This window comes from Mesorhizobium sp. M0761 (genome assembly GCF_040320205.1).
GTDB lineage: Bacteria > Pseudomonadota > Alphaproteobacteria > Rhizobiales > Rhizobiaceae > Mesorhizobium.
In genome coordinates this window covers 152,832-179,580 of sequence record NZ_JAMYPF010000006.1, presented here as the reverse complement: position 1 = coordinate 179,580, position 26,749 = coordinate 152,832, and the positions used below count along the sequence as shown (strand labels likewise).

Sequence of the window (26,749 nt, the reverse complement as noted above, 5' to 3'; positions counted from 1 at the left end):
TTGGTGAAAGGAAGGCGCGCGGATTCTTCCAATCTTCACCAATCTCTTCATGAACCGTTATGGTTAAGGATGGGTTAGGAAATATGGCGCGGCGCATTGCCGCGCCCAGCGACGCCGCTGGCCGTCCATCCACTATCGAATGCGCTGTCGATTGGCCGCTCGTTGACGGCTGGCAAGCCTGGATATCAGCTTGCTCCTGGTAGAAAGGCCGCGATCCATTCTTTCGGAAAGCGTTTCGGCCTGCCGTTCTCACCGATGATCGCCGCCTCGACCTTTGCCTCGACCAGCACCTCTGTCCCGCGTTTCAATTGCTGCGCCATGACGATGCGGGCGCCGGAAATATCCTGCGTCGATGTGTCGATGGTCAGGATGTCGTCCATGCGGGCGGGCGAGCGGAAGTCTATTTCCATCCGCCGCACCACCCAGACGATCCGTTCGCCGTGCTTGCCTTCGTGAAGTTCGGTGTGGTGGACGCCGGTCAGCCTGAGATAGTCCGAGCGGCCGCGCTCGAAGAATTCGAGATAGCGCGCATGGTAGACGACGCCGGAGAAGTCGGTGTCGGCATAATAGACCCGCGCCATCAGCCGATGGCCGAATTGCGTCAAGACTCCAGAAAGCCCGCCGGCAAGCGCCGCCGATTCACCATGATCGTCCATCGCGCTTTCCTTTTTGCCCCCGGCGGGGCACCTGTCTTGCCAAAATCACCAGCGCAGCAAACCGGATGGCACTGTTGACGGCGATGATCAAGACCGTGATGGCAGCGCTGCTGGTGCTGGCGGCGTCTGCGCTTCCCGGTCAGGCCGCTAGCTTTTCGATAAAGCGCGGCCTCAACCTCGACCAGTGGACGACCTGGGTCGGAGAAGACAAATGGAACGACCGACAAGCCATCCTGCCCTATCCGGAATGGCGCAAGTTCCTCAACGAGGATGACCTCAAGGCGCTGAAGGCCGCCGGTTTCGACTTTCTGCGCATGCCGGTCGATCCCTCGCCGTTTATGTCGGATCAGACACTGGCGCTGCGTGACGACCTTTATGCCAGCGTGCGGGACTCGGCGCGCATGATCAACCGGGCCGGTCTGAAAGTGATCGTCGACATGCACCTGATCCCCGCCGGCGGCGGCCGCGAGATCGGCATGGGCCAGGTGATGGACGATCCCGCAACCTTCGACGCCTATGTCGAGGTCGTCCGCAAAATGGCGCGCACGCTTGCCACTGAGGACCCGGCGCAGGTCGCTTTCGAGCCGATGAACGAGCCTATCGTCGACTGCGACAGCGATGGCACCAGCCTGTGGCCGGAGCGTCAGCAAAAGCTGTTCGCGGCCGCGCGCGCCTCGGCCACCAGGCTGACGCTGATCCTGACCGGCGCCTGTTATTCCAATGGGGCTTCGCTGGTCAGGATCGACCCAAAGTCGATCCCCGACGACAACATCATCTGGACCTTCCACTCCTACGACCCGTTCCTGCTGACCCATCAGGGCGCGACCTGGGCCGGCGATTTCATCCCTTATGTCACCGGCCTGCCCTATCCGCTGACCGCGGTGCCGCGCGCCGAGCTCGATGCGACGCTGGATGCAATCCGCGCCAAGATAAAAGCCGAGGCGCCATGGACCAGACGGAACGGCCTGCTCGCCTATCTCGATGAACAAGCCGCCAGCATGGACACGGACGAAAAGCTGCTCGGCGTCATGGATGCGCCGTTCGAAAAGGTCGAGGCCTGGGCGAAGGCCAACGCCATCAAGCCGGAAAACATCACGCTGGGCGAGTTCGGCATGATCCGCCAGGAGGATGGCAACCCCTATGTGATGCCGCCCAAATACCGCGCCGCCTATGTCAAAGACATGATCGCGCGCGCCGAGGCGCATGGCTTCTCATGGTCGGTGTGGAGTTTTGGCGGCGCCTTCGGCATCGTCGATGCCTTCAACGGCGAAAAGGCCGAACCCGCCGTGATGGATGCAATCCGCTCGCTCCATTAGCCCTAGGGCATGTCGAGATCCAGATCAGGCCGAGTCGAAAATGAGGGTCCGAGAACCGGAACGGAGCGGACTTTGGTCCGTGACTACCGGAAGCGCAGGAACACCTCATTTGCAGGCCGGCATCACCTGAATACCGGCATGCTCTAACCGAGGTCGATCTGTAGTATTTCCGGCCGCATGCCGCATCGCACCGGTGCGATGCTGAAGCCGAGCCCGCCTGACACGATCAAATTGCGGTCATTCTCGACGACATGGCCATAGGCATAGCGGTTGCCGAATCGGGACGGCACCACCGGCGAATAGCCGAACAGGCGGACCTGTCCGCCATGGGTGTGGCCCGACAGCGTCAGCGAAACCCGCCCCGGCAGTTTCGGAAAGATGTCAGGTTCATGCGCGAGCAGGATGATCGGCGCCTGGTCGCTGACCTTCGCCAGCGTGCCGTCGAGATCGTCGAGGCCTTCAAATTTGTCGCGGCCTGCGGCCTTGTTCGGTAACAGTGCCAGTTGGTCGGCGAGTCCGGCGATCCAGAAGCCGTATCCCAGACGCACAGTGTCGTTCTCCAGAACCGAGATGCCGGCTTCCTCCAATGCCTTGCGCGCCACAGTCGGCCCCGCTCCGGCCTGCTGCGCGAAAGGATCGTGCCACCAGTCGTGATTGCCGAGGATCGACAGGACACCAAGCGGCGCCTTCAGTCCTGACAAGGCCGGAGCCCATTCATGGGCCTCCACCCGGTTCGTCACCAGGGACATGCCTGAGATATAGTCGCCGAGCAGTACGATCAGATCGGGCTGCAGCACGTTCGCACCCTCGACGAGCGAAGCGATCCGCTCAGGCGTCATCCAGGGGCGGCAGGCGTGAATATCGGCAAGTGCTACAACGCGCAGCTTCAAGCCCGCCGGCCAATGCGGCGGCGTCAGCCGGTAGCGCTTCACATGGGTCAACAGCATCGGCTCGATGCCGACCGCATAGGCACTGAGCGACGCCAGCGAGAGGAACGAACCCCCGACGAATTTCAGGAACCCGCGTCTGGTGATCACTTTTCTGGCTCCGACGCTTGATCGGAGCAGTTCGCGCCGACACTACGACGCCCGATAGCATCCAGGAATGCGCCTTCACGCTGGCAGGCTTGAGGAAATTCTGCGCAGACAGCCCGTTCCGGAGGACAAATCTCCGTTACTCTTCCTGGAACAGGTTGATCTGCTGCTGCGCCAGATCCTTCGGTGCGTCGAGGCCGAGATGGCGCCAGGCATTGGCGGTCAGCACGCGGCCGCGTGGCGTGCGTTGGATGAAACCCTGCTGGATCAGATAGGGCTCGATAATGTCCTCGATGGCGTCGCGCGGCTCGGACAGGCCGGCGGCGATGGTTTCGATGCCGACCGGCCCACCACCGAAATTGCGCGCGATCATCGAGAGATAGCGGCGGTCGAGCGCGTCGAGGCCGAGCGCGTCGACCTCCAGCCGCGTCAGGGCTTCGTCGGCAACCTGCTTGTCGACGTGACCGTCGCCGGCAACGGAGGCGAAGTCGCGCACCCGGCGCAGCAGCCGGCCGGCGATGCGCGGCGTGCCGCGGGCGCGACGTGCGATCTCCAGCGCGCCATCGGCGCGAAGCGGCATTTGCAGGATGCGGGCGCCGCGCCGCACGATCTGCTCCAGTTCCTCGACAGAATAGAAATTGAGCCGCACCGGAATGCCGAAACGGTCGCGCAGCGGGTTGGTCAAAAGGCCGAGCCTGGTGGTGGCGGCGACGAGCGTGAAGCGGGCAAGATCGATCTTGACCGAGCGTGCCGCCGGACCTTCGCCGATGATCAGGTCGAGCTGGAAATCCTCCATCGCCGGATAGAGGATTTCCTCGACTGCCGGATTGAGCCGGTGGATCTCGTCGATGAACAGTACATCGCGGTCTTCCAGATTGGTGAGAAGTGCGGCGAGATCGCCGGCCTTGGCGATCACCGGACCGGAGGTCGAGCGGAAATTGACGCCGAGCTCGCGCGCCATGATCTGCGCCAGCGTTGTCTTGCCAAGCCCCGGCGGCCCGACGAACAGCACATGGTCAAGCGCCTCGCTGCGGCCCTTGGCGGCCTCGATGAAGACTTTGAGGTTGGCCCGCACCGCGGCCTGGCCGACGAAATCGGCGAGCGTCTGCGGCCGCAAGGTCTGCTCAGCATCCTCGCCGCGCTTTTCCGGGGCAATGAGGCGGGGTGAAAGGCTCATGCGGCCTTCCTCGCACAGGGCAAAGGACCGGACAAGCAATCACTCACCGCGCCAGTTCCTTCAGCCCGAAACGAATGAGCTTCGAGGCATCGGCGTCCTCGCCGGCCGTCTTCAGCGCCGCCGCGACAGCATTGGCTGCGGTGTCGCGCGAATAGCCGAGATTGACCAGCGCCGAGACGGCGTCGGTGATGGGCGCCGGCGCCACGCCTTCCCCGAGTTCCTGCTTCAGGCCGATGGCGCCGGAGGCGGTTCCGGCATAGGCCGGCGCCTTGTTCTTCAATTCGGTGACGATGCGCTCGGCCACCTTCTTGCCGACGCCGGGCGCGCGGCTGACCATGGCGATGTCGCGCAGCGCGATCGCATTGGCGAGGTCGGCCGGCGCCAGCGTCGACAGGATGGCCAGCGCCACCTTGGCGCCGACGCCTTGCACATTGCTCATCAACAGCCGGAACCATTCGCGCTCAAGCACCGATTGGAAACCGTAGAGCCGGATCATGTCCTCGCGCACATAGGTCTCGATGAACAGCACCACCGCCTCGCCGGGCGAAGGCAGCGCGGCCAGCGTGCGCGCCGAGCAATAGGCGACATAGCCGACGCCGTGCACATCGACGAGGCAGAAATCCTCGTCGATCTCGTCCAGCGTGCCTTTCAATTTGCCGATCATGCGTGATCCCTCATGCCAGCGCCATCCTGTAGGCGACGCTTTGCCGGTGATGCGCGTGGCAGATGGCGATAGCTAGCGCGTCGGCGGCATGTTCGGTGTCGAAAACGGCTTTCGGCAACAGCACCTTGACCATCATGTGGATTTGCTTCTTGTCGCCATGGCCAACGCCGATCACCGCCTTTTTGACGGCATTGGGGGCATATTCGGCGACGACAAGGCCGGCGCGCGCCGGCACCAGCATGGCTATGCCGCGCGCCTGGCCGAGCTTCAGTGTCGCCACCGCATCCTTGTTGACGAAGGTTTGCTCGACGGCCGCTTCCTGCGGCATGGCCGCATGCAGGATCTCGGCCAGCCCGTCATGCAATTGGCAGAGCCGTGTCGCCAGCGCCGCCTTGTCGTCGGAGCGTACAGTGCCGGAACTGATAAAGCGCAGCGAGTTGCCGAGGCTCTCGACGATGCCCCATCCGGTGCGCCTCAGCCCCGGATCGATACCGATAATGCGAATCGCTTCCCTCATGCGCGAAGTCTACCTCCGGCGCACAGCGATGTCAGGGAAATGTGAACAAACCAGAAACGGGAAGCGTTTAACCTCGAGCGAAAGCCGTATTCAGCAGCGTGATCTGGTCGGAAACCGGATTGACGCGGCGGGCGGCGGCAGGCGTCTCGGCAAACGCGCCGCCATAGATCTCTTCGTCCATGCGGCGCACCAGCGCCTGCAGGCGCAGCGAGCGGGTGACGAGGTCGAGGAAATCCTTCGGCAGTTCGCCCCAGCCGACCGCTTCGTCATGCGCCGAGGCGGTGTCGAGACGCACCTTGGATTTTTCCGAAGCGACCTGGTCGCGGGTCATCTCGCCGGAATTTGCCGCCCGCTGCAAAAGCAGCCAGGAGGCGACTTGCATCAACCTTGTGGTCAGCCGCATCGATTCGGCCGCATAGAGCGTCGCCGCCAGCCTGGACAGCTTCTTGGCCTCGGCACGGCCCTTGCCGTCAAGATACTCGGCTGCCTGTTCGACCAGGCCCATGCCTTCCTGGTAGAGCGGTTTGAAGGATTGGGAGAAAACCCGGCGTTCCGCCAGCTTGATGGTTTTCGCGATGCCCTTCGAAGGCTCGTTCATCGATACGCCCCTGCACTGCCCCGTCGGCTGATTCGGCTTCTCGCCGTCACGCCGGCACCCTAGATGACTGAAGCTTGAAAATGCGCTTCGCCGCCGGCGAAGGCAAGCACATGTTTAACAAACGGTTAACGCCTGCGCAGGGGCGCCAAGCGGACCAAAAGCAGACAAAAAAAGAGCCGCGGATAAGGCGGCTCTCAGGAGTTTAACAGGGAGGCGTCAAACGAAGTGGCTCCAACCACTCGGTAAGAATCCAGATCACTGGATGGACATAGTAAACACCTGTAAAGCTTAATGAACCCTTAACGGCGCGAATATTTCTTGATCGACCGCTGCCCTTCTGTGCCGTATCAGCACAACGACCCCCGAAGCCTGATCGTCAGCTTGTTCATGCCTTCTTCCATACAGCCGGCAAGGAAATGAAGGCGAACAGCAGCATTGCCGCATAAAAGCCCATCGAGGAGGAACCCAGCACCGGCTCGATCTCCGGATGGCCGGCAAGTTCAAAGTAAAGCCCGATCATCAGTGCGATGCCGCAGATTGCCGTCAGCCAGAAATGCACGACCGCAATCGTCTTTTGCCCGACCGCTGGAAACAGGTGGTAGAAGAAAGCAAACACCGCCGACATCAGCCAGCCCGCCACCATGGTGTGCGCGTGGGTCGGCATCTGCCCATGGTCATTGGAGATCGCCATATCCAGGCCGAGCGCCATGCCGCAGAGGGAATAGATGACGGCCAGGGTGAAGAAATTTCGTGCTACGCCTTACATGGGATACCCTCGTTGGTTGTTGCAGACTTGGTCCGACCGCGCGCGGCCAAAATGGAGCGTCGGTCGCGAGCGGCTTAGTCCCCGCAGGTTTCAGGATCATGCCGCGAAACCAGCCAATGCCGACACGGCGTCTATCCGGCAAATGCCGGGTATTGTGCGGGCTGGCGGTAAAATCCGGCGACGGCGCCACCGCAACAAGCCGGCACCCACGCGGCATCTTCTGGATACATGTACGGAGATAATCCGCCCTCCTTCGGAAGCAGACGCGCGAAAGCAGCGTTTACCCCCGGAACGATGCACAAGGAGCGGCAATGGACTGGTATTCTCTCTTCAAATTCCTGCATGTCATGGCAGCGATCCTCTGGCTCGGCGGCGGTTTCGCCATGCTGCTGGTTTCGATACTCGCCGATCGCGCCGGCGACGACGAGACGCTGATGGTCATGCTGAGAATGACGGACAAACTCGGCTTGCGTCTGTTCGTGCCGGCGTCCGTCGCGACCCTGGCTTCTGGTCTGGTGCTGACTTCGCTATGGACCGGCTTCTCCGACCTTTGGGTCGTCATCGGCCTTTGCGGCTACGCCGCCGCGTTTCTGACCGGTATCCTCGTGCTGAAGCCTTCGTTCGAAAAGCTTGCCACAATGCTTGCCGCGGACGGCATGACCCCGGCTGCCATAGCGTTTGGGCGCCGCATGATACGGATCGTCAAGTTCGATTTCGTCATCATGATCGTCGTCGTCGCCGACATGGTGCTGAAGCCGACCGCGCACGACATCGCCACTCTCGGCGCCATGGCGGTCGTGGTCGTTGGTGGTGCATCGCTGACCTTTGCGAGCGCCCCGCGAACCAAACCGGCAGCCGCCTGAGCGGGATTTAGAGCAGGCCGGCGATCCCGTCCCAAAGCAGCTTGACCGCGACCACGGCCACGGTCGCGTAGGTGAAGGGATAAAAAATCTCCGGCCGCATGCGCCGCACCAGCCAGGCGCCGGCGATGGTGGCCAGCGGCGCCAGCGGCATCAGCACGGCCGACGCCGTCAGGTTGGCGGTGTCGAACTGGCCAAGCGCGAAGTAGGGGATCAGCTTCAGCGCGTTGGTGGCGGCAAAGAAGATCGCCGATGTCCCCGACAGCACCTTCGGATCGAGCCGGATCGGCAGCGCATAGACCTGGAAGGGGGGCCCGCCGACATGGGCGACGAAGCTGGTGAAGCCGGCGACGGTGCCCCAGAAGGCGGCGGCGATGCGGTTGGGCGCCGCCGCATGGTCGGAACCGTGGCGGAACTGGAGATAGAGCCAGCGCAGCACGAAGATCAGCGCGACAGCGCCGACGATCAGCCGCACCATCTCTTCGGTTACGAGCGCTGCCGTCAGCCAGCCGAGCCCAATGCCGATCACCGCGCCCGGCATCATGTCGACCAGCATCTTTCTGTCGTAGACGCCCCACCACGTCCACACCGAAACGATGTCCATCAGGCACAGGATCGGCAGCAGGATGGCCGCCGCCTGCACCGGCGGCATGGCCAGCGCCATCAAAGGCACGCCAACGAAGCCGACAGCGCCGCCGAAGCCGCCTTTCGACAGCCCGACAAGTATCACCGCCGGAATGGCGGCGGCATAAAACCACGGATCGGCGAGCAGACCTGACATGAACTGGAAATGCTGGAGGGAAGACGGTTGCCCTGCAATAGCCCAGAAACCCTTGCGCCGCGACCGGGAAAATGCCGGCCGTGTCGATCAACTGTGCGTAAAGCGACGGTTCCGGATTTACGGCAAGATCGCCGCCGATGCATAAGGGCGCCGTCCGATGCATCAGGTTTTGACCCCAGGTTTTGGCCCCAGGTTTTGACCCCAGGTTTTTGACAATGAGCGAACCCCACATCCGCCGCGCCGAAGCGGCCGACCTGCCTGCCATCGTAGCCATGCTCGCCGACGATCCGCTTGGCCGCAGCCGCGAGGATGCGACCGAGCCACTCGCCAAGGCCTATCGCGACGCCTTTGCCGCCATCGACGCCGACCCCAACCAGTTTCTTGCCGTGATGACGGATAGCGGCCGAGTCATCGGCACGTTGCAGATCAGCTATCTCGCCGGGCTGTCGCTGCAGGGCGCCTTGCGCGGCCAGATCGAGGCTGTGCGCGTCGCCGCGGACCGCCGCGGCGAACGGCTGGGACAGCGTCTGCTGGAATGGGCGGTCGAACAGTGCCGTGAACGCGGCTGCAAGATTGTCCAGCTGACCACCAACAAGAGCCGCCAGGACGCGCATCGCTTCTATGACCGGCTCGGCTTCAAGGCCAGCCACATCGGCTACAAGCTGGAGCTTAATTCAGTGGCGGCGGACGGCGCCGGATCGGCTGCGCCTTGATGATGGCGGTGCTGGTCTCCGCCTTGTCGGCGATGCGGTCGAGAAGCTTGTCGAGCTCGCCGATGGAGCGCACGTAGAGCCGGGCCACGAAACAGTCGTCGCCGGTGACCTTGTCGCATTCGCCGAATTCCGGGATCTCCTCGATCAGCTTCTGGACGATATGCAGCTTGCCCGGCAGTGGCCGCACCCGCACGATCGCCTGCAACGGAAACCCCAGCGCTTCCGGGTCGATCTCGATGGTGAAGGCGCGGATGACGCCGCGTTCCTCGAGCCGCCGCAGCCGTTCCGAGACGCTCGGCGATGACAGCCCGACCTGCTGCGCCAGATCCTTCAACGAAGTCCGCGAATCCAGGATCAGGATGTCGAGAAGCTTTCTGTCCAACTCGTCCAGCATTTTCATCTCCTCGCAAAAGGGCAGCGCGCGCCTTATTAAATAAGGTCCTGCCCCCCTATCACCTTTCATAGGGTATATAAACCCTCAAGACGGCATGAGATTATGGCATCAACAGATAGAGGTATTGTCATGGACAACACGGTACGCGGCACGATCGAGATGACGGCGGCGATGACAATCGTCGGCACGATCGGCTGGTTTGTCGTCATGTCGGGCCAGCCCGTTATGGACGTGGTGTTCTGGCGCTGCGCCTTCGGCGCGGTGGCGCTGCTGATCACCTGCGCGGCACTCGGGCTGCTGCGCGGCAGGCTGACGCTGCGCATTGTTGCCATCGCCGCTCTTGGCGGCGCGGCTATCGTCATCAACTGGCTGTTGCTGTTCAGCGCCTTCTCCCGCGCCTCGATCTCGATTGCCACGGCGGTCTACAACACGCAGCCCTTCATGCTGGTCGGCTTCGGCGCGCTGTTCTTCGGCGAGCGGCTGACCCTGGCCAAACTGACCTGGCTCGGCATCGCCTTCGCCGGCATGCTGCTAATCGTGCAGACAGGGCCCGATGCGGGTGTCGGTTCCGGCATAACCGGCACAGATTATGTCATCGGCATCGTCATGGCGCTCGGAGCGGCCTTCTTCTGGGCTGTCGCGGCAATCGTCGCCAAGAAGCTCAAGGGCACCCCGCCGCATCTGATCGCGCTGATCCAGGTCTGCGTCGGCGTCGTCATGCTGGCGCCCTTTGCCAACCTCTCGCATTTGCCCGCCGATGCCTGGAGCTGGGCCATGCTGGCCACGCTTGGCGTCGTTCACACCGGCCTGGTGTACATATTGATGTACGCCGCCATCCAGAAACTGCCGACGCATCTGCAGGGGTCGCTGTCCTTCATCTATCCTGTCGTTGCGATCCTGGTCGATGTGATGGCCTTCGGCCACCGGCTGCATCCGGCCCAGCTCGTCGGCGCAGCCGCCATCCTGATCGCCGCCGCCGGCATGAATCTCGGCTGGACTTTGTGGAGGGCCAAATCGCCGGCCGAAAGCCCGCAAGCCGTCAAATGAGCCGCAGAGCGTCGGCTCGCCGGCGATCGTAAACCAAAGCCAGCGCATCGTTCCCCGCCCGCCTGTTCAAGGCGGGCGCTTTGTTCTATGCCGCAATGCAACCATCTTCGCCCGGCAAAGGCGAAACCCGGGATCGAAAGCCATGAACGACGCAACACCCCCCAACCGCTGCCGCATCGTGCTGATCGCACCCAAGGACGCTCCGGCGCAGCGCATTGCGGCTGCCTTCGACGGCGGTGATATCGCTTCGCTGATCCTGCCTGAGAGCGGCATGGACGAGGCTGCCTTCCAGGCCTTTGCAGAACAGATCGTACCGGCTGCGCAAGCGGCCGGCATCGCCGTCATCATCGCCGGCGATACCCGCATTGCCGGCCGTGTCCAGGCCGACGGCATTCATGTCGAGGTTTCCAAGGACGCGCTCGCCGAGACCATCGAACACTTCCAGGGCAAGATGATGGTCGGCGCCGGTGGCGCCAAGACGCGCGACGACGCGCTGGAACTCGGCGAAACCAGGCCCGACTACATCTTCTTCGGCCGCTTCGGCTACGACAACAAGCCGGAACCGCATCCGCGCAACCTGTCGCTCGGGCAATGGTGGGCGGACGTGATTGAGATCCCTTGCATTGTCATGGCCGGTTCCGCCATCGCTTCGGTAGAAGCGGTGGCCGCCACTGGCGCCGAGTTCGTGGCGCTGTCCAGCGCCGTCTTTGCCGAAGGCGCCGATCCGAAGGCGGCGATTGCTGCCGCCAATGCGCTGCTCGACCAAACCGCGCCGCGCTTCGAGGGCTGACGTGCGCCGACCTGGACTTCCTCTCGCGGTTCTCGTTGCGGCCTTGATAAGCGGGGCAGCGATCGCGGCGGAAACCGTTCCGCTGCCGCAGCCGAGGCCGGACACCAGCGCGCCCGCCCTCAGCGTGCCGGATGCGGTCGCCCCCGATGCGGGTGCCCCAAAAGCCGGCGCCACCGATTCCGGCGTCCATATCGACAAGCCGATCGACACCCCGCTGCCGCAGCCCGCGACAACCGCGCCGCTGCCGTCGGCCGACGCGATCAACCCCGAACGTTTCGGCGCCAAGCCGGCGGACCCCGCCTATGGCGCTTTCCAGCGCGGCCTTTACAAGACAGCCTACAATCTGGCGTTGGTGCGGGCTCAGAATGGCGACCCGGCGGCGCAAACGCTGGTGGCCGAGATCCTGTCGCGCGGGTTGGGCGTGCCGCTCAACCCAGCGGAAGCCGCCAAATGGTATGCGCAGGCCGCCGAGCAGGGGATTCCTGAATCGCAGTTCCAGTATGCGCTGATGCTGCTCGACGGCCGCTACGTCAAGAAGGACGAGAAGGGAGCTTATGCGCTGATGCAGGCCGCCGCCGAGGCCGGCAACCGGCTGGCGCAGTTCAACTTCGCGCAATTGCTCGTGCAGCAGGATCCGGGCGATGCCGGCATCGCCAGGGCTGTGCCTTATTATGAGCGTGCCGCGGCGACAGGGCTTGCCGACGCCCAGTATGCGATGGCGCAGGTCTATGCCAATGGCGTCGGCGGCAAGACCCGCGACGATGGAAAGGCCCGCAGCTTGCTGGCACAGGCTGCCAGGCAGAACTACGACACCGCTCAGATCGATCTTGCCGCCTGGATGATCGAGGGCCGGGGCGGTGTTCGCGACCTGAAATCCGGCTTCAACTGGATGAAGCAGGCAGCTGAAGGCGGCAATGTCGCTGCCCAGAACCGGTTGGCAAAGCTCTATATGGGCGGCATCGGAACCGACCCCGACCTGATCCTGGCCGGGGCCTGGTATGTGGTCGCCCGCCGCGCCGGCCTTATCGATCCGGAGATGGACGATTTCCTGCAAGGGCTGACCGACGATCAGACAAAGCAAGCCTTGCAGAAGGCCAACCGCCTGCCCTGACACGCAACGTCACTGTGTATGATCCAGCACGACCTTGCCGAAGGGAGAGCCGTGTTCGAGATGGCGAAAGGCCTGCGCTGCCTCTGCCCATGGGAAGACCCGGTCGATCACCGGCCGCAGCCGATTGACGGCGAGCGCCCGGTTCATCGCTTCGAAGGACTCGCGCGAGCCGACCGGTATGCCGCGTGCTTTCACCTGGCGTCGGAAGATGTCGAGCGGATTGATCACCCCTTCGCTGCTGCCGAGATAACCGATGACGTTGATCTGGGCGCCGCGCGCCGACGCCTTGAGCGACTGCGCGAAACTTTGGGGACCACCGACTTCGATGATGTGATCGGCGCCGCGGCCATCGGTCAGCGCCAGCACGGCCGACGACCAATCCGGATCGTCGCGGTAGTTGACGCCATCATGCGCGCCAAGCCCCTTCGCCCGGGCAAGCTTCTCATCGCTGCTCGACGTAACAATGACGCGCGCGCCGGCCGCCCTTGCCAACTGCACGGCAAACAGCGACACGCCGCCGGTGCCGAGGCTGAGCACGGTTTCGCCTGGCTTGAGCTTGCCCTCGGTGAACAACGCATGCCAGGCAGTGACTGCGGCGCAAGGCAACGTCGCCGCCTCGACATCGCTGAGCTGCGCCGGGGCGATGACCGCCGCCTGTTCGTCCAGCCGGGCGAATTCGCTTAGCAGCCCATCGATGGGGCCACCGCGCTGGTATGAGGGTTCGGCCATGGCGAAGCTGCCGCCGACCCATCGCTGCCAGAACGTGCCGCAGACCCGGTCGCCGACCTTGAAGCGGCTGACCTCGGAGCCAACCGCAACGACCTCGCCGACGCCGTCGGAAAGCGGCACCAGCGGCAAGGGGAATGTCGTGTGATAGCTGCCGCGCGCGATCTCGACATCGCGATAGTTGAGCGCCGTCGCCCTGACGCTGACGATCATCTCCTGACGGCCGGGTTCCGGCATTGGCCGTTCGACCATCTTGAGATTGTCGATGCCGCCCGGCTTCTGCAGTTCGATTGCCTTCATTGTCGTCGTCCTTTCGTTTGAAAGGAAAATTGCTTGCCAGGCGATGGATTTCAAATTCATAATGTTTACAATGATTATGCCTACGAGACATGGTTCTGGCTATGCTTGAGGAATTGCGCACGCTCGCCCTGTTTGCCGAGGAGGGCTCGATCCAGAAGGTCGCCCGGCGCCTGCCGCTGACCCAGCCGGCTGTGACCCGGCAAATCCAGCGGCTGGAGGACATGCTTGGCACGACGCTGCTCGACCGCCGGCAAAAGCCGCCGCGACTGACGCCGACGGGGCTGGAAGTGCTGGCGCGCGGCCGCGATATCATCGCTTCCGTAGAAGCGCTGAAATCCTTCGCCGGAAAGACCGAGCCGGAAGGACTGTTCCGCCTGGGTCTCGCCCATGGCCTCTCGGACCGCGACATCGCCGGGGCCATCGCCAACGCCGCGGCGGCGTTCCCGAAAGTGTCGCTACGGCTCAAGACCGGCTGGAGCGCCGAACTGATCGATCAATTCGAACGCGGCGAGCTCGATGTGACGATTGTTCTGCGATCGTCGGATAAGCCAGGTCCGGAAGCGCTTGGCACTGAACGTCTTGGCGTCATAGCTGCGTCCACCGTCCCCGATCCGGAAGACGGTGGCCGGACACCCATGCCGTGGGTGCTTAGTCCGGCCCCTTGCGACGCGCGCCAGAAACTCATGTCCGTTCTGGTCGGCGGAAGGCGTTATTTCGAGATCGCGGCGGAGATACAGGATCCGGCCTTGCAGATGGAATGGGTCCGTCGGGGGCACGGCCTTGGGCTAGTGCCGTTGCGTCTTGCAAGGCGCGGACTTCCCGACGGCCTCATGCTGGTCAACACGGAAGATGTCGACCTTTCCTTGCAGGTCGCCGCACTTCGTTCGCCTCATCTCAACCGGCTGACTGAGGCTGCGGATGCCATAGTCGAGGCCGTCGGCAAAGTCATTGCAGCCCAGGTTTGAGGCTACCAGCCGCTGTCGGGCGATCTGGCATCCCTTGCCTCTCCTGCCGATTTGTGGTCTTGGGGGCCCGAAATCGCTTGTCCAGCGACCATCCCCATACCAACGGCCAAGCCGTTGGTAGCATCCCGGATCAATCTCATCATGGCCAAGATCAATGGCAACGAAATCCGTCCCGGCTATGTCATCGAGCACGATGGCGGCCTTTGGGTGGCGGTCAGGACCAACACCGTCAAGCCCGGCAAGGGCGGTGCCTACAACCAGGTCGAACTGAAGAACCTGATCAACGGCACCAAGCTCAACGAGCGCTTCCGCTCGGCCGAGACCGTCGAGCAGATCCGGCTCGATCTGAAGGATTTTTCCTTCCTCTACGCCCAGGACGACGCGCTGGTGTTCATGGACACGCAGAGCTACGAGCAGCTCGAGCTGGCGAAGGATTTCGTCGGCGACCGCGCCGCCTTCCTGCAGGACGGCATGATGGTGACGGTCCAGCTCTATGAGGACAGGCCGATCGGCATTTCGCTGCCCGACCAGGTGACGCTGACCATCACCGAGGCCGACCCGGTGGTGAAGGGCCAGACGGCCGCGTCCTCGTACAAGCCGGCGGTGCTGGAAAACGGCATCCGCGTGCTGGTGCCGCCATTCATCGGCGCCGGCGAACGCATCGTCGTCGACACCAACGAACTCACCTACATGCGCCGCGCAGACTGACGCGTAGGCAGGAACAGATACGATGGCACGCTCCGCACTTCTCAATGTCATGGTCCAGGCCGCCATGAAGGCCGGCCGCTCGCTGTCGCGCGATTTCGGCGAGGTGCAGAACCTGCAGGTGTCGATGAAGGGACCGGGCGACTATGTCAGCCAAGCCGACCGCAAGGCCGAGGACATCCTGTTTGCCGAACTGTCGAAGGCACGGCCGGGCTATGCCTTCCTTATGGAAGAGCGCGGCATGATCGCAGGGGACGACGACCAGCACCGTTGGATCGTCGACCCGCTCGACGGCACCACCAATTTCCTGCACGGCATTCCGATCTTTTCCATCTCGATCGCGCTGGAGCGACAGGGCCAGTTGGTCGCCGCCGTCATCTACAATCCGGCAATGGATGAGCTCTACACCGCCGAGCGCGGCGGCGGCGCCTTCATGAACGATCGCCGGCTGCGCGTTGCCGGCCGCAGCAAGCTCACCGACTGCGTCATCGGCTGCGGCGTGCCGCATCTCGGCCGCGGCCAGCACGGCAATTTCCTCGTCGAGTTGCGCAATGTGATGGCCGAGGTCTCGGGCGTGCGCCGCCTGGGTTCCGCCGCGCTCGATCTCGCTTATGTCGCCGCAGGCCGCATGGACGGCTTTTGGGAAACCGGCCTGTCGGCCTGGGACATTGCCGCCGGCCTGCTGCTGATCCGCGAGGCCGGTGGCTTCGTCTCCGACATGGATGGCGGCCAGGATATGCTCGAGGCGGGTTCGCTCGTCGCTGGCAACGAGGTCATCCAGCGCGCGCTGCTCAAGGCGGTGAAGAAGCCGCTTTCGGCGCGCTGATCACTTGGCATGCCGGCGCGGCGCGCTGAAGCGCCGCAGTCGCAAAACCGCAATCAAAGCTTGAAATACTGCCCGGCGGCCGCCCAGATAAGGGTGACGCAGGATCTTTTATGACGAGCATACCTTCACTATCCTCGCGAGAAGCGCAGCCAGACCAGCCAATTGAAATCCCTTTTGTCGGGCGTTGGCACTATTCGCGTGCGGAGATGATCGCCGATGGCATCGTCCACGCGGTCGGCATCGTGCTGGCGATAGCCGCCGGCTCGGCGTTGCTGGCGCTGGCCGCCTTCCATGCCGGTCCCGGCGAATACATCGCCGCCGCCTTCTTCGTGGTGTCGCTGCTGACTGTGCTGTCGATTTCGCTGACCTACAATCTGTGGCCGGTGACGTCGCCGGCGAAGTGGATCTTGCGGCGCTTCGATCATGCGGCGATCTATCTCCTGATCGCCGCGACCTACACGCCCTTTCTGGCCCAGCTCGACGGCTCGCCGCTGGCGCTGCCGATGATTGTGCTTGTCTGGACCGCTGCTTTGACCGGCATTGCCATGAAAGTGTTCCTGCCCGGCCGCTTCGATCGTCTGGCCATTGTCTTCTATCTCGCCATCGGCTGGAGCGGCGTCGTCCTGGTCAAGCCGCTGGTGGCGACGTTGCCGACGACTTCGATCGCGCTGATTGTCGCCGGCGGCATCGTGTACTCCTGCGGCGTCATCTTCTTCGCCTGGAAACGCCTGCGCTTTCACAATGCCCTCTGGCACGGCTTTGTCGTCACCGGCGCCGGGCTGCATCTTGCCGCAATGGTCGACTGCCTGGTCGTCAACCGCCTCTGAACGGCGTGGTGCGGCCCGACAGTCGGGCAATATTGCCAAGCGCCATTCAATTTGGTCACAATTCCGTTTAGAGTCGCGAATTACGTGATCGGCGGCAATGGAGCGGTTCCAGGGAAGTATGAGCGGCTTCCCGTTCGGAATTGCGTCAAGGCAAATAGAGCATCGGAAACGGGGCACGGATGGCTTTTCTCAGATCCTTCGGCGTGGGCAGGCGTTCTGATGTCCTGATGTACGATCCGCACAAACTGTCGAGCCCGCAGGTCTTCCTCCTGACCATGGTCATCTTCCTGGTCATCGTCGCCTTCATCGCCGCCATCCTCACCCGCCAGATCTCGACCGCTTTCGGGAGCAATCCCGGCCTCAATGGCCTCATCGTCGGCGTCCTTGTGGTCGGCATCCTGCTCGCCTTCGCCCAGGTCGGACGACTGTTTCGCGAAGTGCGCTGGGTCAATTCCTTCCGCGCCGGTTCCGAAACCACCGAGCCGGTGCTGCTGGCGCCGATGAAGGCGATGATCGGCCGCTCCTCGACGGTCGCCTTTTCGACGTCTTCGATGCGCACCATGCTGGATTCGATCGCCACCCGCCTCGACGAAAGCCGCGACACGTCGCGCTATCTTGTCGGCCTGCTGGTGTTCCTCGGTTTGCTCGGCACCTTCTGGGGCCTGCTCAACACCATCGGCTCGATCCGCGAAACCATCGAATCGCTCGATCCCGGCACCGGCGACGCCGCCGCGGTGCTCGATTCGCTGAAGCAGGGGCTGTCGGCACCGCTGGCCGGCATGGGCACGGCCTTTTCGTCCTCGCTGTTCGGTCTTTCCGGGTCGCTGGTGCTAGGCTTCCTCGACCTGCAGGCCGGCCGCGCCCAGACCCGTTTCTATACCGAGCTGGAAAACTGGCTCTCCTCGGTCACCGATCTCTCCTCCGACATCGCCGTCGCCGACCCGGCCAAGACTGAATCCTCCGACGAGATCCGGGTCCTGTCGGAACGGCTGCGCAGCATGCAGGAAAGCGGCGGCGGCTCCAATCCGCGCGTCGCCACCGCCATGGCGAATCTCGCCGACGGCATTTCCGGCCTGGTCAAGAACATGCGCTCCGAGCAGCAGATCATGCGCGACTGGGTCGAGGCTCAGTCGGACGAGCAGAAGGCGATGCGCAACACTCTGGAAAAGATCGCCGACGCGCTGAAGAAACCCGGGGTCCACTAGCATGGCTCTCGCCAGGGGCCGGCGCACCGATCGCCGGATCGACTATTGGCCGGGCTTCGTCGACGCGCTGTCGACGCTGCTGCTGGCCATCATGTTCCTGCTCACCGTTTTCGTGCTGGCGCAGTTCCTGCTCGGACGCGAACTCTCCGGCAAGGATACGGCGCTCACGCGCCTCAACTCGCAGATCAACGAACTGACGCAGTTGCTGGCGCTGGAGCGCTCGAGCGCGCAGGACAAGGACGATTCGCTGGCCAATCTGCAGGCGTCGCTGTCGGCCGCCGAAGCTGAGAAGAGCCGGCTCGAGCAGCTGCTGGCGCAAGGTGCCGGCGCCGGCGACGCCGCCACCCAGCGCGCCGCGGAACTCGGCGGCGAACTCGACAGCCAGCGCCAGATCAGCCAGCAGGCGCTGAGCCAGGTCGAGATCCTCAACCAGCAGATCGCAGCGCTGCGCAAGCAGATCGGCGCGCTCGAGGATGCCCTCAACGTCTCTGAAACGCGCGACCGCGATTCCAACACCAAGATCGCCGATCTCGGCCGTCGGCTCAACGTCGCGCTGGCGCAGCGCGTGCAGGAGCTGAACCGCTATCGCTCCGACTTCTTCGGCCGCCTGCGCGAAATCCTCGCCGACCGCGAGAACATCCGCATCGTCGGCGACCGCTTCGTCTTCCAGTCGGAAGTTCTGTTCCCGACCGGGTCGGAAGTGATCAACGATGCCGGCAAAGTCGAGATGAAGAAGCTCGCCGATGCCATCATCGAGTTGCAAAAGGAAATCCCGCCCGAGATCAACTGGGTGCTGCGCGTCGACGGCCACACCGACAACAAGCCGCTGTCCGGCGCCGGCCGCTATCGCGACAATTGGGAATTGTCGACGGCGCGTTCGACCTCGGTGGTCAAATACCTGATCGAGAACGGCGTGCCCGCCAACCGGCTGGTTGCGGCCGGCTTCGGCGAATTCCAGCCACTCGACCCCGCCGACACCGAAGACGCCCGCAACAAGAACCGACGCATTGAACTGAAGCTCACCGAACGGTGATTTTCAGTCACGCGAAATTGTTTGCCGGCTCAACTCTAGGGCGCAACGCCAAGCCGGCAAGGCCTGAAAACATTATCTTTCTTTAATTACACTTCGCGTTTCCGGGCTCCTACTTTGACGCGCAGGGCCGAGAACCGCCGGCGATGCCTCCCATCGCGACGCGACGGAACCGGACGGCCCGCTTCCGGAAGGTGGAGCGAAAGCGCTTGCCCCTTCCACAGCAGGAGGAGACGCACATCATGCGCTCTTTGAAGACTCTCAGGACCGCAACCCTCACGACACTTCTGATCACTGTTCCACTCGCCGGCGCCCATGCCGCCGGACATCACAAGGGCGCCCTCGACGCCAGCGACCCGACCGACATGACCGGTCCGCGCGTGACCGGCCTGATCGAGCAGGTGCGGGGCGTCGAACAGGGCATCGCGGATGCGCGCGAGACGAAGGGCATCTCGACCTCGGAAGCGCAGTGGCTGCATCTGCGTGCGGCGCATATCGGCCAGGCCGCCGAAGGGGTCGCCGCTTCGGACCATGGCCGGATCCCGGCCGCGCAATATCACGATCTGCTGCGCCGCCTCGACAATGTCGATCAGAGGCTGATGTCCGACACCGGCAGCGGCTTCATGATCGGTGATGGCTCCGACGGCGGGAATTATCCGAACGGCTGAGGTCCGTTCTGATATCTCCAGGAATGAGGAAGGGACTGTCTGACGCCCGCGGGATCTGGTTCCGAGGGCGTCTTTTTTGTCACCAGCCCAGCCACAGCGCAGCGAGGGCCAGCACCGCCGGCACGGTCTGAACATACAGGATCTTCCGGCTGGCAGTCGCCGCGCCATAGAGCCCGGCGACGGCGATGCAAAGCAGGAAGAACACCTTGATCTGGAATCCCGCCGCGCCGAGATAGAGGCCCCAGATCAGCCCGGCGGCAAGGAAGGCGTTGTAGAGCCCCTGATTGGCGGCGAGCACCTTCGATGCGCTGGCGAAGTCCGGCTTGAGGTTGAACGCCCTGTGCCCGCGCGGTGTGTCCCACGCCACCATCTCCAGATAGACGATGTAGAGGTGGATCAGGGCCACCAGCCCGACCAGGATATTGCCGATCATCTTAGTCTCCCCTGCATGGCGGTGTTCCACCGCCAGCCAGCATTCCACGCACAAGCTCATCGGCGCAAGCTGCATAGCCACCTTTGAGGGTTGCCAATCCTGGCGCGTTGGTATCTTTTCCCGCGGTCCAAAACGCGGAACCTGCCATGTCTTTTCAGAAGCTCGATGATCTCGGCCACAAGCTCGAAGCGCTGGAACATGCGCTCGCTATCCTCGGCGCCGACGAGGCGACCCACATGGCCGTCGGCGGCGGCGAGAAGCGCGCCGAAGCGATGGCTTCCCTTTCCGGCATGCTGCATATCAGGGCAACGGCGCCGGAGATCGCCGACTGGCTCGCCGCTGCAGAAGCTGAAGCGCTCAACGAGGAGCAGCAAGCCGCGGTCCGGGAGTTGCGCCGGCAATACACCAACCTGACCTGCCTGCCGGTCGAATTCGTCGAGCGCCAGACGGTAGCGCGCATGCGCTCGGAGCAACTCTGGCGCGACCTGCGCGGCAAGAACGACTGGGCCGGATTCCTGCCGGCGCTCGAAGGTGTCATCGCGCTGGTGCGCGAGGAAGCCGCCCTGCGCGCCGACGCGCTCGGCCTCGATCCCTACGACGCGCTGATGGAGCAATACGATCCTGGCAACCGCGCCGCCGACATCACGCCGGTCTTCACCGAGCTGAAGACATTCCTGAAGGGCTTCGTGCCGGAAGCCCTGGCCGCGCAGGAAGCGCGCCTGGCCAAGCATCCCGTGAAGCCGCTCTCCGGCAGCTATGCGATCGACCGGCAGCGCGAGCTTGGTCTCGCCATGATGGCTTCGGTCGGCTTCGACCTCACCCACGGTTCTCTGTCCGTATCGCACCATCCCTTCTGCGGCGGCGTGCCGAGCGACGTGCGCATCACCACCCGCTACAAAACGTCCGACTTCCTGTCGGCCTTGATGGGCGTGCTGCACGAGACCGGCCATGCGCTCTACGAGCAGAACCTACCGAAGGCCTGGGCGCACTGGCCGCTCGGCAAGGCGCGCGGCATGGCGGTGCATGAAAGCCAGAGCCTGTTCGTCGAAAAGCAGATCGGCCGCAACCCCGAATTCTGGCGCTGGGCGCTGCCGGTGGTGGAAAAGCATCTCGGCGAGGCCTGGTCGCTGGACGACATCCTGCCGCATGTGCACCGGGTCGAGCGCGGCCTGATCCGCGTCGACGCCGACGAGGTCACCTACCCGCTGCATGTCATCCTGCGCTACGAGTTGGAGCAGGAGCTGGTCTCGGGGCGGCTGCAGGCGGCCGACCTGCCCGAAGCCTGGGACGCCAAGATGCGGGAGTATCTTGGCCTTTCGACCATCGACAACCCAGCCGACGGACCGATGCAGGACGTGCATTGGCCGGGCGCCGCCTTCGGCTATTTCCCGTCCTATACGCTGGGCGCCATGATGGCGGCGCAGCAATGGGCTGCGCTGACGCGCGACCATCCTTCAGCCGACAGCGATCTCGCCAGGGGCAATTTCGCCGCCATCAATGACTGGCGCCGCGACAAGATCTGGTCGCAGGGATCGCGCTGGTCGACGCCCGAACTGCTTGAGCGCGCCACCGGCGAGAAACTGAATGCCGCGCATTTCACCGAGCATCTCCGCAAGCGGTATGGTCCCGCCTGATTGCGGGTTGCTACTCCGCGGCACCCCTGAAGGCGCTTGCTCCGGTTTCGAACTGCAGCTTTGCCAGCCTTGCATAGATTCCGCCCTTGGCGACCAGGCTCTGGTGCGTGCCTTCCTCGACGATGCGGCCGCCATCCATGACCAGGATGCGGTCGGCCTTCAGCACGGTCGCCAGCCGGTGGGCGATGACGATGGTGGTGCGGCCCTGCATCAGCCGTTCCAGCGCCGTCTGCACCAGCGTTTCGCTTTCGGCGTCGAGCGCCGACGTGGCCTCGTCGAGCAGCAGGATCGGCGCGTCGCGCAGGATGGCGCGGGCGATCGCCACGCGCTGGCGCTGGCCGCCGGACAAGGTGACGCCGCGCTCGCCGACCTGGCTGTCGTAGCCCTTGTCGAGCCTGAGGATGAACTCGTCGGCCAGCGCGTCCCTGGCGGCGGCCTCGATCTCGGCATTCGTCGCGCCCGGCCGGCCAAAGCCGATATTGTCGCGCGCGCTTGCCGCAAAGATGGTGACGTCCTGCGGCACGATCGCAATGCGCTCCCGCACTTCGGCCGGATCGGCTTCGCGCACGTCGACGCGGTCAATGGCGATGCGGCCGGTTTCTGGATCGTAGAAGCGCAGGATCAGCGAAAAGACGGTGCTCTTTCCGGCGCCCGACGGGCCGACGATCGCCACCGTCTCGCCGGGCTTGACCTGAAAACTCAAGCCGTGGACGGCGGCACGGTCCGGCCTTGCCGGGTAGGAGAAGGAGACGTCGTCGAAACTGATCGCGCCTGTCGCCTTGGCGGGCAGCGGCAGCGGATTGGCCGGCGGTTGAATCGCCGGCGTCTCGTCGAGTATCTCGGTCAGCCTTTCGGCCGCACCCGCCGCCTGGGCAAGCTCGCCCCAGACTTCCGACAGTGCGCCCAGCGCGCCTGCGGCAAACACGGAGTAAAGCAGGAACTGGCCGAGCGTGCCGGGCGACATCGTGCCGGCAAGCACGTCACGCGAGCCGAACCACAACACCGCCACGACCGAGGAAAAGATCATGAAGATGGCAAAGAAGGTGAGCAGCGAGCGGGAGAAGATCGACGAGCGCGCCGCCTGGAAGGCGGCTTCCACCGCGGCCGAGAACCGCCCGGTGACCAGCGTCTCGTTGGTGAACGCCTGCAGCGTGCGCACCGCGCCGATCTGCTCGCTGGCATAGGCGGTCGCTTGCGCCAGCGTGTCCTGCGCCTGCCGTGACCGGCGCCTCACCGAACGGCCGAACGCGACCAGCGGCAGCACGATGAGCGGAATGGCCGCGATCACCAGGCCCGACAGTTTCGGGCTGGTGACGACCATCATCGCCACCGCGCCAAGGCCGAGGATGACGTTGCGCAACGCCACGGAGGCGGTGGCGCCGACCGCGGATTTCACCTGCGTGGTGTCGGCGGCAAGCCGCGAGACGATCTCGCCCGATTGCGCGGTGTCGAAGAAGGACGGCGAAAGCGTCGTGACATGCGAAAACACGTCGCTGCGGATGTCGGCGACGACCCGCTCGCCGAGCGTGATGACGAAGTAGTAGCGTCCGGCCGACGCCGCCGCCAGAATGGCTGCCATCGCAACCAAAGCGGCGAAATATTCGGCGATGAAGACGGTGCCGGAAGCACTGAAACCGTGGTCGATCATGCGCCGCACGGCCAGCGGCAGCGCCAGCGTCGTCGCCGCGGCGATGGCGAGCGAAATGAGGGCGCCTATGACCAGTTTGCGGTAGCGGAATATATAGGGATACAGGCGCCTGAGCGGCCCGAGCGAGCGCCTGCGCCCGTCTTGCTCGCCGCTGATGTCCGCCATGACCGTTTCCTCTGGCCGCTTCCAGGTGGGCGCGTTCAATATGCGCCTGCCGTGGCCTTGTGATTCAATTCCGGCTGATGTATAGGCTCGCCGACCGTTTTAGAAGCCGTGGCTTTTCAATAGCTGCGGCTTCGAGTTTTAAAAAGGGGCGCATCGACGCAGGCCACGGGCCCGTCTGTAGCGCCACAAGCCAGGAAGCACGACAATGAAGGCCGATATCCATCCCGACTACCACACCATCAAGGTCGTCATGACCGATGGCACAGAATACTCGACCCGTTCGACCTGGGGCAAGGAAGGCGATACGATGAACCTCGATATCGACCCGACCACGCACCCGGCCTGGACCGGCGGCCAGCAAACCCTGCTCGACCGCGGCGGCCGCCTGTCGAAGTTCAAGAAGCGCTTCGAAGGGTTCGGCCTTTAAGCCTATCGGCTTTCGCAGATCAGGAACCCGCCCTTGTGGCGGGTTTTTTGTTCAGCGGATCGTGGCGCGGACGAAATCGCCTTTGATCACGATCGAGGGTTTGGCGCCGGCAGTGTTGGCAAGCGAACTGTCGACGAAGGACGCCGACGCGGTCACCGAGTAGCTGATTTGAACCTGCCGGCCGAAGGTCAGCGTGGCATCCAGCGCCTTGCCGGGCAATGGCGACAGTCTCGTCCTTCCGGACGCTGCCATAGGCGAGATTGGCCCTCAGCGCCTCGCCCTTGAGATCGATGCGTGAAGCATGCCCTTCGAGCGAAACATCGGCCGCCTTGCCGGTAATGGCGATGCTGGAGAAATTCCCCGTCATACTGGCCAGCAAGGCCGCCTGCTCGATCGACACAGAACTCTCGGGCGCAATGTTGGCGTTGATCTCGACCCTGCAATCCGAAGGATCCAGCCAGGACGACGGAGCGACATTGATGCGCAACGTCGAGGCCTCCCGCTTCATGTCGCTGGCGGTGCGGCAGTCATTGGCGAACCAGGACGAATACCAGCTGGCAAACCAGCCCTCGCGGCGGCTGCCGATCGTCGCCTGGTAGGGTTCTGCACCTGAAGTGGTCAGCTTGACCGAGCTTGCCTCGCCGGTGATGATGATGGCGGTCACACCGGCGAGATCGAGCGTCTTTGCGGCATCACCGGCCACCGGCGGTGCCAGGGCAACTGCGGCAAAGGGCAGCAAGACGAGAATTGCGGATTTCATCATTGTCTCCGATCATGGGTGGGCGGTCGCGAAAGGACCGCAGCGTTGCCCAGATGATCCGAGACGTCGATTTTCGCGACCTCGATCACGATCCGGGACGACCGTGAACGCAATCCAGGTCATTGTCGGCCGCCCGGTCCATCGTCGGCCGCCTTGGAACCACGCTTGCGATCATGATTTTCATTCCCTTGCCATTCGTCGTTGCCCTGCTGCTCGTCATCCTGCTTGCGCAGATGATCCGCCGAAACGAGGCCGATCTGCGCGAAAACATGTTTTTCATGCTGCTGATGGCTGCCTACGCCTTGCAGTCGGTGCTGATCGGCATCCGCTGGGGCTACGAAGTCAGGGCAATCATGCCTTTCCAGGCGGTGTTGGCGACATTGATCGCGCCGCTTGCCTGGATAGCTTTTAGCGGTCTGGCGAGGGAACGCTCGCGGCATCGCCTGGCTTCGCTGTGGCCGCATCTGTTGCCGGCCTGTCTTGTGGCCCTGCTGCTGATCTTCTGGCGCGAGCCGGTAGGCCCCGTGATCATGCTGGTCTTCCTGTGTTATGGCGTCGCCCTTCTTTGGCTTGCGCGGGTCGGGCCGGACGGCCTTGCCGAGTCGCGTCTGGACGGTGTCTTGCGCTCCCTACCGGGCGCTGCTGGTGACGACGCTGGCGATCCTGGCGTCGCCGGTCACCGACATTATCATCAGCCTCGACCTCGAATGGACCGGCGGTGCCCATTCCGGCGCGGTGATTGCCGCCGGCAATGTGCTGGCGCTGCTGCTGCTTGGCGGTGCAGCCGCGGTGGCCAGCGAAACCGCGCCTCTGGATGACGATGAAGACGATGGGCCGCAAGCCACGCCACGGGCGACGAGCGAGGATTCCGCGGTCGCGGCGGCGGTCGACGCGCTGATGCAGTCAAAAGAACTCTACAGGGACGTTGACCTCAACCTCGGCCGTATCGCCAGGCGCCTCGGCCTGCCGGCGCGGCAAGTGTCGTCGGCGGTCAACCGCATCCACGGATCGAGCGTGTCGCAATATGCCAACAACCAGCGCATCGGCGAAGCCTGCCGCCTGCTGGCGGCCAGCGACGAACCCATCACCCGCATCATGTTCGACGCCGGGTTTCTCAGCAAATCGAACTTCAACCGCGAGTTCCTGCGCGTGACAGGCTTAACCCCGAAGGTCTGGCGGCTGGAGCATCGGCTGTCAAACCGAAAGCTGGCGGCCCTGCCGTTGCCAGGCGAGACAAAATGAAGGCGGGCGACACCGGTCAGGCGCCGACTAGTTCCCGCAGCGCCATGCGCTTGTAGGCGGCGACCAGCCTGTCGCCCTCCTGCCGGTCGACCGAGATCGCCAGCCGCACGGCAGCCTCGCCCATCTGCCAGACGAGGAAGGCCGTCGTCTCCAGCGCTACCGGATCGGCGCCGGGATGCAGCCGCTTCAGCACCGTGGTCAGGAATTCGGAATTCGCCCGACTGTCGGCAAGTTCGAGCTGGCGCAGCGCCTTGTCAGCCTGGGTGCCCGACCAGATGTCGCGCATCACCGGCTCGGCCAGGAACAGCTGGTAGTAGATATCGACCAGCTCCGAAAACGCCTGCCGCAGGCCCTCGGCGTCGACGACATCCTTGAGCGCCGAGGAGATGCAGGCCTGGCTTTCGGCGGTATAGCGCTCGGCCAGCGCCCAGACGATCGCCCGCTTGTCGGGAAAGAACTGGTAGAGCGAGCCGATCGACACCGCGGCCCGTTCCGCTACCTCGCCCATGCGCATGGCGTCGCTGCCTTGCTCGGCAATCAGCGCCGAGGCTGCGGCCAGCATGCGCTCGACCCGCTCGCGGCTGCGCTGCTGGGTGGGCGCCCGTCGCGGCGATGCGACCTGCTCCTCAGATGCGGGCGTTGCTGTGTCTTCCATGACGGCCTCCGGTCTCGACAAAATCTGCCAACAAACGGCTTGACTCCCAAAATACGAGGGTTTATCACATTTTGCAAATGTGAGGATTACTCATATTTGTAACAAAGGA

At 63.8% G+C, this 26,749-nt stretch carries 31 protein-coding genes; 16 read left to right on the top strand and 15 right to left on the bottom strand.

Features of this window, described 5'->3' with window-relative positions:
• Positions 1 to 185: 185 nt before the first annotated feature.
• Entirely contained in the window at positions 186 to 656 is a 471-nt protein-coding gene (ybgC, locus tag NKI32_RS12460; protein WP_353002739.1) for a tol-pal system-associated acyl-CoA thioesterase, read from the bottom strand.
• A 65-nt stretch (positions 657 to 721) separates the two neighbouring features.
• Here ybgC and NKI32_RS12455 point away from each other — a divergent pair, with 65 nt between their 5' ends.
• The gene (locus NKI32_RS12455) at positions 722 to 1,972 is read left to right on the top strand and encodes a glycoside hydrolase family 5 protein (protein ID WP_353002738.1); all 1,251 of its coding nucleotides are present in this window, start codon (positions 722 to 724) and stop codon (positions 1,970 to 1,972) included.
• A 143-nt stretch (positions 1,973 to 2,115) separates the two neighbouring features.
• On the opposite strand, the gene NKI32_RS12450 is transcribed toward NKI32_RS12455, so the two are convergent.
• The 6 genes from NKI32_RS12450 to NKI32_RS12425 all read right to left on the bottom strand — a co-directional run bounded on the left by NKI32_RS12450 (position 2,116) and on the right by NKI32_RS12425 (position 6,671).
• Positions 2,116 to 3,009, bottom strand: coding sequence for a metallophosphoesterase (locus tag NKI32_RS12450; protein WP_353002737.1), 894 nt, complete (start codon positions 3,007 to 3,009; stop codon positions 2,116 to 2,118).
• A gap of 136 nt (positions 3,010 to 3,145) precedes the next feature.
• Positions 3,146 to 4,183, bottom strand: coding sequence for a Holliday junction branch migration DNA helicase RuvB (ruvB, locus tag NKI32_RS12445; RefSeq protein ID WP_023716073.1), 1,038 nt, complete (start codon positions 4,181 to 4,183; stop codon positions 3,146 to 3,148).
• Between the two features lie 43 nt (positions 4,184 to 4,226).
• Positions 4,227 to 4,847 (bottom strand): Holliday junction branch migration protein RuvA, encoded by a 621-nt coding sequence (gene ruvA / locus NKI32_RS12440; RefSeq protein WP_023684176.1) that lies wholly within the window; start codon positions 4,845 to 4,847, stop codon positions 4,227 to 4,229.
• 10 nt (positions 4,848 to 4,857) lie between these two features.
• Complete coding sequence (ruvC, locus tag NKI32_RS12435) at positions 4,858 to 5,364, bottom strand: crossover junction endodeoxyribonuclease RuvC (protein WP_023668769.1); 507 nt, start codon at positions 5,362 to 5,364, stop codon at positions 4,858 to 4,860.
• 67 nt (positions 5,365 to 5,431) lie between these two features.
• Positions 5,432 to 5,962: a protease adaptor protein RcdA gene (gene rcdA, locus NKI32_RS12430; protein WP_023684175.1), complete on the bottom strand. Its 531-nt coding sequence runs from the start codon at positions 5,960 to 5,962 to the stop codon at positions 5,432 to 5,434.
• Positions 5,963 to 6,347: 385 nt separating this feature from the next.
• Complete coding sequence (locus NKI32_RS12425) at positions 6,348 to 6,671, bottom strand: hypothetical protein (RefSeq protein WP_023716072.1); 324 nt, start codon at positions 6,669 to 6,671, stop codon at positions 6,348 to 6,350.
• 368 nt (positions 6,672 to 7,039) lie between these two features.
• Between NKI32_RS12425 and NKI32_RS12420 the strand changes: the two genes are divergently transcribed.
• On the top strand, positions 7,040 to 7,591 hold the full coding sequence (locus tag NKI32_RS12420; protein WP_353002736.1) for a DUF2269 family protein: 552 nt from the start codon (positions 7,040 to 7,042) through the stop codon (positions 7,589 to 7,591).
• Positions 7,592 to 7,598: 7 nt separating this feature from the next.
• Here NKI32_RS12420 and NKI32_RS12415 read toward each other — a convergent pair whose 3' ends face one another.
• The gene (locus NKI32_RS12415; protein WP_023668765.1) at positions 7,599 to 8,369 is read right to left on the bottom strand and encodes a sulfite exporter TauE/SafE family protein; all 771 of its coding nucleotides are present in this window, start codon (positions 8,367 to 8,369) and stop codon (positions 7,599 to 7,601) included.
• Between the two features lie 215 nt (positions 8,370 to 8,584).
• Here NKI32_RS12415 and NKI32_RS12410 point away from each other — a divergent pair, with 215 nt between their 5' ends.
• The gene (locus NKI32_RS12410) at positions 8,585 to 9,082 is read left to right on the top strand and encodes a GNAT family N-acetyltransferase (protein WP_023728625.1); all 498 of its coding nucleotides are present in this window, start codon (positions 8,585 to 8,587) and stop codon (positions 9,080 to 9,082) included.
• Here the strand turns inward: NKI32_RS12410 and NKI32_RS12405 are convergent.
• Positions 9,039 to 9,476 carry an Lrp/AsnC family transcriptional regulator gene (locus NKI32_RS12405; protein WP_023704892.1) on the bottom strand — a complete coding sequence of 146 codons (438 nt, stop codon included), beginning with the start codon at positions 9,474 to 9,476 and terminating at the stop codon, positions 9,039 to 9,041. The two genes, NKI32_RS12410 and NKI32_RS12405, sit on opposite strands and share 44 nt — an antisense overlap.
• A 129-nt stretch (positions 9,477 to 9,605) precedes the next feature.
• Between NKI32_RS12405 and NKI32_RS12400 the strand changes: the two genes are divergently transcribed.
• From NKI32_RS12400 to NKI32_RS12390, 3 genes are all read left to right on the top strand, one after another.
• A complete protein-coding gene (locus NKI32_RS12400; protein ID WP_023716071.1) occupies positions 9,606 to 10,523 on the top strand; it encodes a DMT family transporter in 918 nt (305 codons plus the stop codon).
• A 142-nt stretch (positions 10,524 to 10,665) separates the two neighbouring features.
• The gene (locus NKI32_RS12395; RefSeq protein WP_352741537.1) at positions 10,666 to 11,313 is read left to right on the top strand and encodes a thiamine phosphate synthase; all 648 of its coding nucleotides are present in this window, start codon (positions 10,666 to 10,668) and stop codon (positions 11,311 to 11,313) included.
• Between the two features lies 1 nt (position 11,314).
• A complete protein-coding gene (locus NKI32_RS12390; protein ID WP_353002734.1) occupies positions 11,315 to 12,424 on the top strand; it encodes a tetratricopeptide repeat protein in 1,110 nt (369 codons plus the stop codon).
• 9 nt (positions 12,425 to 12,433) lie between these two features.
• Here the strand turns inward: NKI32_RS12390 and NKI32_RS12385 are convergent, their stop codons facing one another.
• Positions 12,434 to 13,450, bottom strand: coding sequence for a zinc-dependent alcohol dehydrogenase family protein (locus NKI32_RS12385; protein WP_353002732.1), 1,017 nt, complete (start codon positions 13,448 to 13,450; stop codon positions 12,434 to 12,436).
• A gap of 101 nt (positions 13,451 to 13,551) precedes the next feature.
• On the opposite strand from NKI32_RS12385, the gene NKI32_RS12380 reads away from it, so the two are divergent.
• The 7 genes from NKI32_RS12380 (at position 13,552) to NKI32_RS12350 (ending at position 19,676) form a co-directional block, all read left to right on the top strand.
• Complete coding sequence (locus tag NKI32_RS12380; protein ID WP_023688948.1) at positions 13,552 to 14,415, top strand: LysR family transcriptional regulator; 864 nt, start codon at positions 13,552 to 13,554, stop codon at positions 14,413 to 14,415.
• A 141-nt stretch (positions 14,416 to 14,556) separates the two neighbouring features.
• Positions 14,557 to 15,123: an elongation factor P gene (gene efp / locus NKI32_RS12375; protein ID WP_023668757.1), complete on the top strand. Its 567-nt coding sequence runs from the start codon at positions 14,557 to 14,559 to the stop codon at positions 15,121 to 15,123.
• A 22-nt stretch (positions 15,124 to 15,145) separates the two neighbouring features.
• Entirely contained in the window at positions 15,146 to 15,946 is an 801-nt protein-coding gene (locus NKI32_RS12370; protein ID WP_023684166.1) for an inositol monophosphatase family protein, read from the top strand.
• Positions 15,947 to 16,056: 110 nt separating this feature from the next.
• Positions 16,057 to 16,773, top strand: coding sequence for a PAQR family membrane homeostasis protein TrhA (trhA, locus tag NKI32_RS12365; protein ID WP_023700276.1), 717 nt, complete (start codon positions 16,057 to 16,059; stop codon positions 16,771 to 16,773).
• A gap of 179 nt (positions 16,774 to 16,952) precedes the next feature.
• On the top strand, positions 16,953 to 17,978 hold the full coding sequence (locus tag NKI32_RS12360; RefSeq protein WP_023668754.1) for a MotA/TolQ/ExbB proton channel family protein: 1,026 nt from the start codon (positions 16,953 to 16,955) through the stop codon (positions 17,976 to 17,978).
• A gap of 1 nt (position 17,979) precedes the next feature.
• The gene (locus NKI32_RS12355; RefSeq protein ID WP_353002730.1) at positions 17,980 to 19,011 is read left to right on the top strand and encodes a peptidoglycan -binding protein; all 1,032 of its coding nucleotides are present in this window, start codon (positions 17,980 to 17,982) and stop codon (positions 19,009 to 19,011) included.
• A gap of 239 nt (positions 19,012 to 19,250) precedes the next feature.
• Entirely contained in the window at positions 19,251 to 19,676 is a 426-nt protein-coding gene (locus tag NKI32_RS12350) for a hypothetical protein (RefSeq protein WP_353002728.1), read from the top strand.
• Positions 19,677 to 19,755: 79 nt separating this feature from the next.
• Here the strand turns inward: NKI32_RS12350 and NKI32_RS12345 are convergent, their stop codons facing one another.
• Positions 19,756 to 20,109, bottom strand: coding sequence for a DUF1304 domain-containing protein (locus tag NKI32_RS12345; protein WP_023711988.1), 354 nt, complete (start codon positions 20,107 to 20,109; stop codon positions 19,756 to 19,758).
• A 146-nt stretch (positions 20,110 to 20,255) separates the two neighbouring features.
• Here NKI32_RS12345 and NKI32_RS12340 point away from each other — a divergent pair, with 146 nt between their 5' ends.
• Positions 20,256 to 21,743 (top strand): carboxypeptidase M32, encoded by a 1,488-nt coding sequence (locus NKI32_RS12340; RefSeq protein ID WP_353002727.1) that lies wholly within the window; start codon positions 20,256 to 20,258, stop codon positions 21,741 to 21,743.
• Between the two features lie 10 nt (positions 21,744 to 21,753).
• On the opposite strand, the gene NKI32_RS12335 is transcribed toward NKI32_RS12340, so the two are convergent.
• On the bottom strand, positions 21,754 to 23,556 hold the full coding sequence (locus tag NKI32_RS12335) for an ABC transporter transmembrane domain-containing protein (RefSeq protein WP_353002725.1): 1,803 nt from the start codon (positions 23,554 to 23,556) through the stop codon (positions 21,754 to 21,756).
• Positions 23,557 to 23,761: 205 nt separating this feature from the next.
• Between NKI32_RS12335 and rpmE the strand changes: the two genes are divergently transcribed.
• Complete coding sequence (rpmE, locus tag NKI32_RS12330) at positions 23,762 to 23,983, top strand: 50S ribosomal protein L31 (protein WP_023668748.1); 222 nt, start codon at positions 23,762 to 23,764, stop codon at positions 23,981 to 23,983.
• A 19-nt stretch (positions 23,984 to 24,002) separates the two neighbouring features.
• Here rpmE and NKI32_RS12325 read toward each other — a convergent pair whose 3' ends face one another.
• Together NKI32_RS12325 and NKI32_RS12320 are read right to left on the bottom strand one after the other, a co-directional pair.
• Complete coding sequence (locus NKI32_RS12325; RefSeq protein ID WP_353002724.1) at positions 24,003 to 24,743, bottom strand: hypothetical protein; 741 nt, start codon at positions 24,741 to 24,743, stop codon at positions 24,003 to 24,005.
• Positions 24,744 to 24,862: 119 nt separating this feature from the next.
• Complete coding sequence (locus tag NKI32_RS12320) at positions 24,863 to 25,183, bottom strand: hypothetical protein (protein WP_353002722.1); 321 nt, start codon at positions 25,181 to 25,183, stop codon at positions 24,863 to 24,865.
• 154 nt (positions 25,184 to 25,337) lie between these two features.
• Here NKI32_RS12320 and NKI32_RS12315 point away from each other — a divergent pair, with 154 nt between their 5' ends.
• Complete coding sequence (locus NKI32_RS12315; RefSeq protein ID WP_352759227.1) at positions 25,338 to 25,985, top strand: helix-turn-helix domain-containing protein; 648 nt, start codon at positions 25,338 to 25,340, stop codon at positions 25,983 to 25,985.
• Positions 25,986 to 26,001: 16 nt separating this feature from the next.
• Here NKI32_RS12315 and NKI32_RS12310 read toward each other — a convergent pair whose 3' ends face one another.
• Positions 26,002 to 26,640: a TetR/AcrR family transcriptional regulator gene (locus tag NKI32_RS12310; protein WP_352759225.1), complete on the bottom strand. Its 639-nt coding sequence runs from the start codon at positions 26,638 to 26,640 to the stop codon at positions 26,002 to 26,004.
• Positions 26,641 to 26,749 lie beyond the last annotated feature (109 nt).